Source organism: Pyxidicoccus sp. M15 (assembly GCF_056858435.1).
Genome location: NZ_CM166495.1, coordinates 623,776 through 636,092 on the forward strand (window position 1 = coordinate 623,776; position 12,317 = coordinate 636,092).

The following is a 12,317-nucleotide window of genomic DNA, read 5'->3' on the forward strand; positions in this document are numbered from 1 at the left end:
CAGTCTCCCATGCTCGACGCCACCTCGTTCATCCCCGCCCCCTCGCTCATCTCCACCGGCGCCCCCCAGGGTTCCTGGAATCAGGTGCAGGAGCCTCTGCGGAGCCTCGAGGGGCTGGCGCCGCGCACGGTGCTGACGCACGCGGACCTGTACCCGCGCATCTGCGTGAGAGACCCGTACTACGCGCTGAAGGATGTGATGGTGCTGGGCGAGGGCGAGGTCGTGGCGCGGATTCCGGTGCAGCAGGACCCGGACGCGGAGGCCGGCCCCATCAGCCTCGCGGAGTCGGGGCGTCACCTGGCCATCCTCGGCTCGTGCGCGTCCGCGCTGATGGCGCCCAAGGACGGCCAGCACTTCTACCTGGCGTGCGGCGCGCGCGGTGAGTGGCTGCGCCCGGAGCCCATGGCCCGCTCCACGGAGCTGCTCTGGGGGCTGGCCCGCGCGCAATTCACGGGCAAGCGCACCGCCACCGCGCAGACGCTGCTGTCGCTCGAGGACGGCACGCCGCTGTTCCGCCTGGAGGTGGACTACAACGTCCTCTCCGCCGCCGCCTTCACGCGCCTGTTCGGCGAGGCGCGCGTGGACATGCGCCGCGAGCCGCGCCGGGACGAGAACGTGCAGCGCACCCCCGAGGAGTGGGCGAAGCTGCGGCAGAACCCGTACAGCAAGCCGCTGGCCCTGCGCGACTGGCGGCCGGACGGCGAGTCCCTGCGCGCCACGCTCGGCCCGGTGACGCCGGACATGTGCAAGGGCCACTTCGCCCTGCACCCGGTGATGCCGGTGGCCATCGTCGCCAGCGGCATGACTCGCGTGGCCACCACGCTGCTGCGCCGCCTGGAGGGTGCGCCCTGGGCGCGCTGCCTCGCCAAGGACGTGCGCCTGTCCGCGGACAGCCTCGCGTTCGCCGGGCAGACGGTGACGTTCGGCGCCGTCCGCCGCTCGCACGAGGGCAATGACCACACCTTCAGCTGCCAGGCCTCCGTCGGCGAGCGCGTGGTGGCGGAGCTGGACGTCACCTTCACCCGCGTGGACTGACGCCGCGGCGCTACTCCCACTGGATGTCGTAGTCCACGCGGTCGATGCCGTGCGCCTGGGCCTTCGCGGTGCCCTTCAGCCCCAGGACCTTCAGCGCGCCGGTGAGGATGCCTTCATGGTACGCGGGCGGCAGCATGTCCCGGCGCACGCGCAGCGTGCCGGACTTCGGTCCCGTGGTGAGGTACTCCCGGCTGCCGTAGGAGACGGCCGCGCTGTAGCCCATCTGCGCGCCCGCGAAGAGCTTCTGCGGGTCGCCCCGGGAGATGATGCCGAAGATGAGCATGCCCGGCCCGGTGGAGTAGCGCGTCACGCCCGTCTCGCCGCACGCGTGGTACACGGCGTCCTCCGGCCCCAGCGTGTCCTCCAGCGCATCCGCCGCGCGGTACAGCAGCGTGAGGAAGTCCTGCACCGGGTACGAGCGCAGCTCCCAGTAGTCCGTCGCGAGCTCGCCCACGCGCACCGCTTCCACCGCGGGCGGGCCGCCGTGCTGCTGGATGACGCTGAACACCGTCTTGAAGAACAGCCCGCGCACCGAGTCGCCGGGTTTCACGGCGGCGATGCGGGAGGCAAGCTCCGCCTTGTTGGACGGCATGACACCACTCCTGCTTCCCGCCCAGGGCCCCCGGCGGGAAGTGGCGGGAACCTAGCCTGACTCACACCTCGTCGAGGAGCACCGGCGCGAAGCGCGCCGCGTCACACGAGGCCAGCACGTATCTGACGCCGGCGCGCTCACCCGTGAAGCCCGCGGCGATTCCCTCCGCGTGCAGGTGTCCATACACGCACACCTTCGGCGCGAAGGCCTCAATCGGCTCGCTGAAGGCGGTGGCCTTCTGGTTCGCGTACACCGGCGGGAAGTGCACCGCCACCACGCGCACCAGCGGCGTGGGGCTGGCCGCCTCCTTCTTCTTCGCGTCGTCGAAGGAAGCCGCCAGCCGGCGCGTCTCGCGCTCCACGTAGCCCAGGTCCGCCGGCTCGTCGCCCATCTCCCCACCGGGCATGGGCGGGGCCTCGGGCGCCGTCCACAGCCGGCTGCCGGCAATCACCCACGGGCCCATGACGACGGCGCTGTTGTGGAGGAAGCCCTCCAGCGTCTTGTACGGCTCCAGCAGCTTGCGCAGCTTCGACGCCGAGTCGCCCCACCAGTAGTCATGGTTGCCGCGCACCAGCACCTTGCGGCCCGGCCGCGCGTCCAGCCACGCCAGGTCGTCCAGCACCTCGTGCGCCCGCGTGCCCCAGGAGATGTCGCCCGCCACGATGACCACGTCCTCCGGGCGCACCCGCTCGTCCCAGGCCCGCTGCAGCGGGAGCGGATGCTCCGTCCACCCGAAGCGGTGCATGTCCTTCTGCCGCGTGGAGGGCAGGTGCGTGTCGCCAATGCCGAAGAGCCGCATGCCCCTCCTCATAGCGGAAGCCTCCGTCGCTGTCGGCACCGCCATGCCTCCCGGCATGCACCCCGGAGGGCCAGCCGCCACTCCCATTTCCGGTGACACGCCAGAAAGCGATTAATACGGGAATTTGAGTAAGATTTGTTTACCTTGTGCCTGTCGCGGAATGCGTCAGTGAGACACGCAGGGGCCACCCTGACGCTCCAGGTCGGGGGGACTGGAGCCACAAGGTCCGTCATTCCGAGGGGTTATGAGGCTTCCGCAGCGCGGCAAAGGCCGATTTCTTGACTCCTGAGTGGAGCATCCATGCTCCAGATGAAGTCTGGAAAGCATGGTTTCACGGGGAGAACGTGGTTGGCACGCATGCTGCTCATGGCCCGCCCCTGCGCCGCTCCCGAAAAGTGGGGGCGGACCGTGGAGCTGCTGACCCCCCTCACTGGAGTTCCCATGCATCTGCTGCGCAAGACTCTCGCGGCCGTCGCCGCGGCCATGGCCATGACGGCCTGTGGCCCCCAGCCGGAGACCCCGGCCCCGGAGACGCCCCCCGCCTCCGAGACGCCGTCCAACGCGGCCCAGGACGCCGCCCGCGCGGTGGCGGACGCCGCCCGCCGCACCCCCGTGCAGCTGGATGCGCTGTTCGCCAAGGCCGCCGGCGAGTTCAACGTCCCGGTGAACCTGCTCAAGGCCATCTCCTACGCGGAGACGCGCTGGGAGTTCATCCAGGGCGCCGAGGAGTTCGAGGGCCGTCCCGCCGCGTTCGGCCTGCTGGCCCTGCGCGGGGCGCACATCACCGAGGGCGCGGCCCTGGCCGGCGTGTCCGAGGCGGCCGTGCGCACCGACGCGCTCGCCAACCTCCGCGCGGGCGCCGCGCTGCTGTCGAAGTACGCCACCGAGGCGGGCATCGACCGCGCGGACCTGGGCGCGTGGGCCCCGGCGGCCGTCCGCCTGACGGACATCACCGACCCCGACGTGCAGGCGCACTACATCCACAATGACGTGTACGCCGTGCTGCGCTCGGGTGAAGGCGCCTTCACCCCCGAGGGCAAGGTCGCCGTCTCGCTGGAGGCCAGCCCGGTGGAGGCGAAGTTCGCCCTGCCGCGCATGCAGGCCCTCGCGGCCGGCCCGGACTACGCCGCCTCCATCTGGCGGCCGTCGCCCAACTACAACGCGCGCCCGACGGGCACGAACGTGTCGATGATCGTCATCCACACCTGCGAGGGCAACTACGCGGGCTGCTGGGGCTGGCTGGTCAACTCCGCGTCGGGCGTCAGCGCCCACTACGTGGTCAACGAGGGCGGCACGGAGATTTCGCAGCTCGTGCGCGAGTCCAGCCGCGCCTGGCACGTGGGCGCCACCTACAGCTGCAGCCTCAACGGCAGCGTGGACTGCGGCCTCAACGGCACGTCGGTGAACCACTTCTCCGTGGGCATCGAGCACGGCGGCTTCGCCAGCCAGAGCTCGTTCCCCGCCGGCCAGATTGACTCCTCGGCGAAGCTGTCCTGCGACATCACCAAGGGCCAGGGCATCACCCGCGACAGCTACCACATCGTGGCGCACGGGCGGCTGCAGCCGGCCACCCGCACGGACCCGGGTCCGAACTGGCCGTGGTCCTCGTACATCAGCAAGATCAAGAGCTACTGCGGTGACGGCGGCACGCCCACGGGCTCCATCGTGGTGGACAGCAACAACGCCAACAACAACGCCGCCAACGCGCGCTTCTCCACGGTGGGCGCCTGGACGGATGGCTACAGCACCGGCTACTACGGCAGCGGCTACTACTTCGCCGCCACCGAGGCCATCTCCGCGCCGGCCGTCTTCGAGTTCTACCTGCCGGCCGCCGCCACGAAGACCATCGACGCCTGGTGGGTGGCTGGCACCAACCGCGCTCCGGCCGCGCCCTTCATCATCACCACCACGTCGGGCAACGTGACGGTCACCGCGAACCAGCAGGTCAACGGCAGCAGGTGGAACACGCTGGGCACGTTCGCCTTCCCGGCCGGCTGGAACAAGGTGCAGCTGAGCCGCTGGACCACCGCCGGCTACGTCGTCATGGCGGACGCCATCCAGGTCCGCTGAGATGACGATGCGGGGCCTCGAACGGAAGCAGCGTTCCTGGCCGTGGCGGGCGCGGGCAGTCGCCGCGCTCGCCGTGCTCGGCGTCGGGTGCTCCGGCCGGTGTGGCGGGGCGTCTGGCGCCGGGCCGCTGTCGAAGGAAGAGGCACGCGCCATTCCGGGCGTGGTGGCCTTCCTGTCGGAGCGGGCGGGGCAGAAGGACGTGTGGGTGGTGACTCCGGACGGGAAGGAGACGCAGGTTACCCAGGGCGAGGAGGACGACTACCCCGGCCCGCCGTCGCCGGACGGGAAGTCCCTGCTGGTGGTGGCCGTGCGCGAGCAGGGCGGGCTCCAGTTCCAGCAACTGCGCGTGGTGCCCCTGGAGGGCGGCGGGGCGGCGGTGCCGCTGCATGCGCCCCGGGCGCGCGCGCGCAACGCGAGCTGGGCGCCGGACGGCGCGTGGCTGGTGGCCGAGTCCGACGCGAAGGGCTTCAGCGACGTGGTGAAGCTCCAGCCGCGCGAGGGCGTGCCGGAGGTGCCGCTCACGCAGGAGAAGCAGGGCTGCTTCGAGCCGGCGGTGTCCCCGGACGGAACGGAGGTGGCCTACGTGTGCAGCCGCGAGGGCGACCCGGAAATCTACGTGGCGCGCGCGGACGGCACGCAGGAGCGGCGCATCACCGCCTTCCACAGGGAGGACCGCTCGCCGCAGTGGAGCCCGGACGGGAAGTGGCTGGCGTTCATCAGCGACCGCCAGGGCCAGGACAAGCTCTACGTGGTGCGCCCGGACGGGGCGAACCTGCGGCCGGTGTCCGGCGCCGCCGTCGAGGGCGAGGAGCGCGAGGCGGCGTGGAGCCCGGATGGCCAGAAGCTGGCGTACGTGAGCCGCCTGCCCCAGGGGAAGAGCCGCATCTGGGTGGCGCCCGCGGCCGGCGGCGCGCCGGTGGCGCTGACGGACGGCCAGCAGCGGGACGACATGCCGGCGTGGAGCCCGGACGGGAAGTACCTGGCCTTCGTGTCCGAGCGCGCAGGGGACACGGACGTGTACCTCATGCGCGCGGACGGCACCGGGCAGCTGCGGCTCACCACGGCGAAGGGCGCGGACTGGCTGCCGCGCTGGGTGGCCCGGCGCTAGCGACTCACGCGTTGCCCCCCGGCCCCGTCGCGCCCGGCAGCGGGCCGGGGCCGGGCTCCTCGCGAGGGGGCTCCACCGGCAGGCTGAACAGGAAGGTGGCGCCCCGGCCGGGCTCGCTCTCCACCCAGATGTGGCCGCCGTGCGCCTCGACGATGAGGCGGCTGATGTAGAGCCCCAGGCCCAGCCCCTTCGCGTCGGACGCGCTGCCCTGCTGCGTGCGGTAGTACTTGTCGAAGATGCGCGCCGCGTCCTCGGGGGCCAGCCCCGGCCCCTGGTCGCTCACCGACACCACCACCCGCCCTTCCTGCGCCCGGGCGCGCACCACCACCGGCAGGGACGGCGGGCTGTACTTCGCGGCATTGCCGAGCAGGTTGGCCAGCACCCGCTCCAGCCGCGCGGAGTCCATCCACACCTGCGGCAGCGGTCCGGCCACCTCCAGCCGGAAGCGCTCGCGCAGGTTCGGCGGCACGTCGCGCTCCAGCACCTCCTCCAGGAAGCGCACCAGGTCCCTCGGCTCGCGGCGCAGCGAGGCCCGCTTCCCCTCCAGCCGCGAGCCCTCGAGGAGGTCCTCAATCATGGAGCTCATCCACCCCACGCTGTGCAGGATGGCCTCCGTGAGTCCCTCCTCGCGCGACAGGTGCCGCGCGTGCAGGCCGCGCTGGAGCAGGCTCGCCCGCAGGTTGATGACCTGGAGGGGGCCTCGCAGGTCATGCGAGATGAGGCCCACGTACTCCTCGCGCAGCTGGTCCAGCTCGTGGCGCGTGGTGAGGTCCTGCAGGCTGACCACCACGCCGCGAGGACTGCCCGAGGGCCCGGGGATGGGCGCCGCCGTGGCCAGCACGGGCAGGGTGTGCCCGTTCGGCTGGACGATGAGGTACTCCTCCGGCCCCACCGCCTGGCCCGTCGCCGCGGCGCGCGTGGACGGCAGCTCCCCCATCCCCACCAGCCGCCCGTCCGGATAGCGCAGGAGCTTCACGTAGTCGGACTGCCGCATCGGCGTCTGGGGCAGGCCATACATCATGTCGGCGACGCGGTTGGCCACCACCGTGCCGGCCTCCGGGTCCACGAACACGACGCCCACGGGCGTATGGTCCAGCACCACCTGGAGGAGGCCGCGCTGCATCTCCGCTTCCTCGTGGGCGCGCTTCACTCCGGCGAGGAACCGCTCGCGCTCGGTGACGTCGCGGAGCAGGGCGAGCAGGCTCGTTCCCTCCTGGTCCGACACGAGGCTCAGCCGCACCTCCAGCCGCACCTGCGTGCCGTCCTTGCGCAGCCCGTGCAGGGCGCGCTCATCGGGCGTGGCATCCAGGCGGCGCCCGCCGAAGAGGCCCTCGGGCACGAGCACCTCCACCTCGCGCCCGAGCAATTCCTCGCGCCGGTAGCCGAACACCCGCTCCGCCTCCGAGTTGACGAAGCGCAGCAGGCCGCGTGCGTCCACCGTGAGCACCGGGGCCGGCGCCGTCTCCAGCAGCCCGCGGTAGCGCGCCTCGGAGGACTCCAGCGCGGCGGTGGTCTCCCGGCGGCGGACGTCGAGCACGTCCAGCGCGCGCGCCGCCAGCAGCACCAGCCCCGTGCCGCCCGCGCACACCACGGTGGCGAAGAGGGGCAGCTTCACCTCATGGTTGATGAGGCCCGCGCCGTACAGCAGCACCAGGGCCACGCCCAGCAGCAGCGGCCCCAGCAGCGCCATGGGGACGAGCCGGCGCGCGAGAAACCCGCCCAGCGTGTCGCGCGTGACGCGGGCCAGCAGTCCCTGCTCCGGCCGCGCGCACAGCGTCCCCAGGCCCAGCAGCCCCAGCGCCACCGACGTGGGCAGGCCCATGCTCCGCTGCGCGAGGAAGGGCAGGGCGCCTCCGCCCATCAGCGGGCCGAGCAGCAGGCCGTTGAAGCCCAGCAGGGCCAGCAGCATCGCCAGCAGCGTGAGCGCGTCCCGCATCCTCGCCTGCCGCCGGGGCCCGCCCAGCAGCACCAGCGCGGAGCCCAGCAGCACCAGGCACACGGAGGTGAGCGGCGAGGAGCGCCTCTCGAACAGCGAGTCCACGCCCACGTCCAGCTCCGTGAGGTCCTGGAGGAGGCTCCACGCGCCGATGGCCAGCATCGCCACCGCGCAAGTCACGGACAGCGCCGAGAGGAGCGCGGAGGCACGGCGTGGCAGGCGCAGGCCCAGCGAGAGCCCGCCGAGCACCAGCGCCAGGCTGCTCGGGGGCTGGGTGGCGGGGAAGCCGTCCATCACCGACTTCAGCACCGTCACGTCGCGCACCTGGCCCACCAGGGTCAGCACCCCGATGGCGGGAACGCCCAGCGCCGCGAGCCACGCCAGCGCGCGGACCGTGGCCGAGGTACCACTCTGGGGCCTTCCGGTCCTGCTCATCCCTGGCGTCCCCCGAAACGCGGTGCTCCTCCAGCCCTGGGGCCGGGCAGCGGGCCCGGTCCAGGAAGGGCCCGTCTTCCGGCATGGGCGCCCCGGAAAGTCTTGCGTCGCGTGCGCGCGCCCTGCATCGGCCAGCGGGGCAGGGCGTTGGCGGGAGGGCGGTGGGGAGGCGCTCGGGGGAGGGGGACGCTTCAGGCCCGCGCGCGCGAGCGCAGGCCACGGGCCCACGCGCCCAGCAGCAGCCCGGCCGCCGACAGCAGGAGGGCCTTCCCCGTGCCGACGCCCGGGAACAGCCCGAGGACGGGCAGGTGCAGCGGACCCAGGATGAGCCACAGCGCGGGCGTCGAGAGCCCCACCGCCAGCAGCGCCACGCGCAGAGACCGCCGGCAGCCGCCCAGGGCACCGCTGCCCGCCCAGCCGGCGATGAGGCCATTCACTCCGGGCGCCAGGAACAGCGCCACGGTGGCGCCCACCATGCCCCAGAGGGAGGCGAGGGCGTTGTCACGCTCGAAGCAGTCCTCCGGCAGCCACCGTCGGGGCGGGCGTGGGGTCGCGGGCGGGCGCTCGTGCCTGCGCACGGGGAGGCTCGCGTAGCCCCGCATGATGTGTCGCTCCATGGCGCCGCACCTCCGACCGGAAGGTGGGCGCGAGGCACGTCCGGAGCCCATGGGCCCGGCGCGCCCGCCTGGAGAGCAGGAGAGCGGGGAGCAGGCGGAGTGCCCGCTCCCGCCACTACGGAGGCGGGAAGTTGCCCGGGTAGACGGTGAGGAACAGCCCCCAGCCGGGCGCGGCGCCCACGTTGCGCGGGACATACGCGTCCGCGCCTTCCACGCCCAGGCGGAACGTGTCCGCGTCCGCGCCGGAGTGGACGTAGAGGAACAGGCCGTCCACGTCGGTACCGGCCTGCGTCACGGCGGCGAAGTCGGCGGTGGGGTAGTAGACGCGGTCGGCCAGCTCGTCCCGGTCGAGCGTCACCCGCGCGCCCGCCACGGGGCGGCCGTCCAGGTCCACCACGCGGCCGAGCACGAAGCCCGCGTCGCGCAGCGTGGCGGCCTTGTCACCCGTGTGGCCGCGCAGGCGGGACTCGCCCACGGCGGCGGAGAGCGCGTCGTGGAAGGCGTCCGGCAGTGCCCAGGCGCGCACGTCGATGATGTCCGTGCGCGGCCGTGCGCCGGTGAAGGCGGTGTCGTAGACGACGGTGGTCATGTGCACGAAGCCCGGCGCGGCGATGCCCACCGCCACGCTCTGGTGCACCTCGCGCACGGGCACCTCGTCCACGCGGAAGACGCCGTCCGCGGACAGCGCGCCGGTGCCGAGGCTGGCGTTCACGTCGTTGACGGACCGGCGCAGCGGCTCCTCGACGGAGACGGGCACGCCATCCAGCGAGGGGACGGGCTGGCCCCGGGACTCGAGCAGGCGCGCGGCCTCGGGCAGCACCTCCGCACGACCGCTGACGCGGATGTGGAGGTTGTCCAGGTCCACCGCCTCGGCGTCCTCGGTGCGGACGCCGGGGTCAGGTGTGGAGCCTCCGCCGGAGCCACAGCCCGAAGCGAGCCCCAGCACGACACAGGTGGCAATCAGGTAAGGGTGCCTCATCGGCCGGCAACATCTTCACGGCCTCTCGCGGCGGCAATCCACCCCGCCCGCCGTCCGTCCCCTGCCCGACGCCAGGTGGAGTGTTCAGCGCGCAAAGCGAGACACCGGGCGGCCCGCCTGTCCGTTTCGGACAGGGGACACGGCCCGGTGTCGGGAATCCATCAGCCTGGGTGCGTCACCCGCCGCGCTCCGGAAGACCCGCTTCGGCTCCGGTGCGCGGCGGTCCGCGTGTCAGCGCCAGCCGCCGTTGCTCTTGCCGGAGCGCCCGCGGCCACTCGGAGTCGAGCCGGAGGAGGAGCCGCTGCTGCTGGAGCCCGAGCGCGAGCCGCCGTTGCTCCAGCCGCTGCCGCCGCCGCTGCTGCCGCTGCTGCCGCTGGAGGAGCCCCGGCTGCTGCCGCCGCGGTCCCAACCGCTGCCGCTGCTGCTACCGCCACTGCTGCCACCGCTGCTGCTGTCGCTGCTGTTGCCCCGGCTGCCGGAGTTGCCACGGCCCGAAGGCGGCGTGTAGCTGCCACCGGAGTTGCCGCCCGAGCTGCCGTTGCCGGAGTTGCCCCAGCCGCTGCCATTGCCGGAGTTGCCACCGGAGTTGCCGTTGCCGGAGTTGCCGTTGCCGGAGTTGCCACCACCGTAGCCGCCACCGGAGTTGCCGTTGCCGGAGTTGCCGTTGCCGGAGTTGCCGTTGCCGGAGTTGCCACCACCGTAGCCGCCACCGGAGTTGCCGTTGCCGGAGTTGCCCCGGCCGCCACCGTTGCCGTAGCCGCCACCGTTGCCGTGGTCGTTGTCGTCGTCATCGTGGCCCCGGCCACCGCCGCGCCCTGGGGGCGGGTTGCCGTAGCCACCGTTGCCGGAGTTGCCGCCGGAGTGGCTGCCGCCGTTGCCCCAGCCGCCGTTGTTGCCGCTGCCGCTGCCGCGCGGAGGCGTGGTGCCGTAGCCGGTGCCGGACGGCGGCGTGGGACGGGTGTAGGACGAGTCCCGGTTGTTGTAGCTGGACGAGCGGGCCTGGCCACGCGAGGAGCCCACGTAGCTGTACACGGGGGACGCCCGGTGCGTCCGGTCCCACACGTAGCCGCGGTTGCGCTCGTAGCGGTAGCCGCGGCCGGAGGAGCTCGGGTAGTAGTCGTGGGAGTGCCGCCCGTGCATGTTGCAGTAACCACCGACCACGAGCGGGTGGTAGTCCCAGTACCAGACCACCGACGGGCCCCGGTAGTAGTACACGTTGTCCGTGTACGTGTAGTACGTCGTCGCCGGCCGGTAGTCGTGCACGTGCACGTGCACGTCCGAGCACCAACCCCCGCCGTACTCGTCGGGCACGGGGTGGTCACCCGAGTAGCTGTAGTCCACCTCGACGGTCCGGTAGGTCGACCGGTACGGGCCGTCATGGACGTGGGCAACACAGCCGGTCCCCATCATCAGGGCGAGCGGGATGGCGAGTGCGAGCAGGCGGCGCATGTGAGCAATCTCCTGGGCGGAGTGGAGTGGCAGGCTCTCCACTTTCGCGACCACACGGAATCAGACGCGCCGAGGCGACGGAAATTCACACCGGGAAACGCTTCCCCGGCTGATCGCCCCGCCGAGAGCGCCTTCCCCCTCGCACAATACCCTCTGCCGTCCTCTGGTGGACACTACCCCGGGTAGTGTAGGTGGAAATGTGTGCGGCCCGAGCCGGGTGGACTGGTGGGCCGGCAAGCGAGGAGCGGGGAACCATGGCGGAGATGGACTTCGGACGGGGGGCGGGCGCGCTCTGCCCGCTTCACCCCGAGCAGCGGGCGTCGCGCACCTGTACGCGCTGCGGCAACTTCATGTGCGACACGTGCAGCGAGGGCGGCCTCCAGCTGACCTGCCCCACGTGCCGCGAGCGCGCCGGGCTGGGGCACACCTTCGCGCTGACCCGTGAGCACTGGAGCGTGGGCGCGCTGCTGGAGACGTGCTGGGCCGCCTTCAAGCGCGAGTGGGTGATGATCTGCGTCGGCGTGCTCATCGTCATCGCCGGCTCCCTGGTGGGGAACGTCGTCTCCCAGATTCTCTCCTTCATCGGCGGGATGGCGGACCACTGGGCCGTGACGGGCCTGTTCCTCGTCATCGGGTTCATCCTGTCCACGGTGGTGCAGGGCCTGGTGTCGCTCGGCTTCATGCGGATGATGTTCGACGTGCTCGACGGCCGGCGCGCGGACGTGGCACGGATGTTCACCCAGTTCCACAAGGCCGTGCCGTACCTGCTCACCACGCTGCTCACCTTCGCGCTGATGATTCCCGTCGTGCTGCTCATCTTTGGCGGCGCGCTGGGCGCGGCGGCCGTCACCGGAGGCCTCGACACCTTGCGGGACGCGGACTGGATGGGGGCGAATGGCGGGAACGACACGTCCGCGGAGCTGGTGCGGGTCTTCTCCTCGCTGGGCCCCAGCCTGGGGATGATGCTCGTCGTGGGCGGCGCGCTCTACGTCTTCCCCGGCATGTGGCTGATGCTGCCCCTGATGCTGGTGCAGCCGGAGATGGCGCGGAGCGAGAACCCGCAGCCCGTCGAGACGCTGCGCCGCTGCTTCGCCTATGCGAAGGGCCAGCGCCTGGCCATGGTGGGCACCTTCCTGCTCGGCAGCCTCATCACCGGCGCGGGCGTCCTGGCCTGCTGCGTGGGCGTGCTTCCCGCGGCGGCCTTCTTCCAGCTCCTGTTCGCGGGCCTCTACCTGACGCTCAGCAACGGAGCGGAGGAGGCCTGACACGCGACGGGCCCGCGCTGGAAGGCGCGGGC

Annotated in this window: 10 protein-coding genes; 4 read left to right on the plus strand and 6 right to left on the minus strand. The window is 72.3% G+C overall.

Annotated features, from left to right (window positions below):
* The first annotated feature begins 9 nt into the window (after positions 1-9).
* Positions 10-1,035, plus strand: a complete 1,026-nt coding sequence (locus tag ACX9TP_RS02425) for a hypothetical protein (RefSeq protein ID WP_482978082.1) — start codon at positions 10-12, stop codon at positions 1,033-1,035.
* A 10-nt stretch (positions 1,036-1,045) separates the two neighbouring features.
* Here ACX9TP_RS02425 and ACX9TP_RS02430 read toward each other — a convergent pair whose 3' ends face one another.
* Both ACX9TP_RS02430 and ACX9TP_RS02435 read right to left on the minus strand, forming a co-directional pair.
* Positions 1,046-1,627 (minus strand): TIGR02265 family protein, encoded by a 582-nt coding sequence (locus tag ACX9TP_RS02430; RefSeq protein WP_482978083.1) that lies wholly within the window; start codon positions 1,625-1,627, stop codon positions 1,046-1,048.
* A gap of 61 nt (positions 1,628-1,688) precedes the next feature.
* Positions 1,689-2,426 (minus strand): metallophosphoesterase, encoded by a 738-nt coding sequence (locus ACX9TP_RS02435; RefSeq protein WP_482978084.1) that lies wholly within the window; start codon positions 2,424-2,426, stop codon positions 1,689-1,691.
* 441 nt (positions 2,427-2,867) lie between these two features.
* On the opposite strand from ACX9TP_RS02435, the gene ACX9TP_RS02440 reads away from it, so the two are divergent.
* Both ACX9TP_RS02440 and ACX9TP_RS02445 read left to right on the plus strand, forming a co-directional pair.
* Positions 2,868-4,496, plus strand: a complete 1,629-nt coding sequence (locus ACX9TP_RS02440; protein ID WP_482978085.1) for a golvesin C-terminal-like domain-containing protein — start codon at positions 2,868-2,870, stop codon at positions 4,494-4,496.
* A gap of 7 nt (positions 4,497-4,503) precedes the next feature.
* The gene (locus tag ACX9TP_RS02445) at positions 4,504-5,604 is read left to right on the plus strand and encodes a TolB family protein (RefSeq protein ID WP_482978086.1); all 1,101 of its coding nucleotides are present in this window, start codon (positions 4,504-4,506) and stop codon (positions 5,602-5,604) included.
* Positions 5,605-5,608: 4 nt separating this feature from the next.
* Here the strand turns inward: ACX9TP_RS02445 and ACX9TP_RS02450 are convergent, their stop codons facing one another.
* The 4 genes from ACX9TP_RS02450 to ACX9TP_RS02465 all read right to left on the minus strand — a co-directional run bounded on the left by ACX9TP_RS02450 (position 5,609) and on the right by ACX9TP_RS02465 (position 11,020).
* The gene (locus ACX9TP_RS02450) at positions 5,609-7,975 is read right to left on the minus strand and encodes a sensor histidine kinase (protein WP_482978087.1); all 2,367 of its coding nucleotides are present in this window, start codon (positions 7,973-7,975) and stop codon (positions 5,609-5,611) included.
* Between the two features lie 191 nt (positions 7,976-8,166).
* Entirely contained in the window at positions 8,167-8,592 is a 426-nt protein-coding gene (locus tag ACX9TP_RS02455) for a hypothetical protein (RefSeq protein ID WP_482978088.1), read from the minus strand.
* Between the two features lie 115 nt (positions 8,593-8,707).
* Complete coding sequence (locus tag ACX9TP_RS02460; RefSeq protein ID WP_482978089.1) at positions 8,708-9,571, minus strand: carboxypeptidase regulatory-like domain-containing protein; 864 nt, start codon at positions 9,569-9,571, stop codon at positions 8,708-8,710.
* 231 nt (positions 9,572-9,802) lie between these two features.
* Positions 9,803-11,020 (minus strand): hypothetical protein, encoded by a 1,218-nt coding sequence (locus ACX9TP_RS02465; RefSeq protein ID WP_482978090.1) that lies wholly within the window; start codon positions 11,018-11,020, stop codon positions 9,803-9,805.
* A gap of 254 nt (positions 11,021-11,274) precedes the next feature.
* Here ACX9TP_RS02465 and ACX9TP_RS02470 point away from each other — a divergent pair, with 254 nt between their 5' ends.
* The gene (locus ACX9TP_RS02470; RefSeq protein ID WP_482978091.1) at positions 11,275-12,285 is read left to right on the plus strand and encodes a hypothetical protein; all 1,011 of its coding nucleotides are present in this window, start codon (positions 11,275-11,277) and stop codon (positions 12,283-12,285) included.
* Positions 12,286-12,317: the final 32 nt, after the last annotated feature.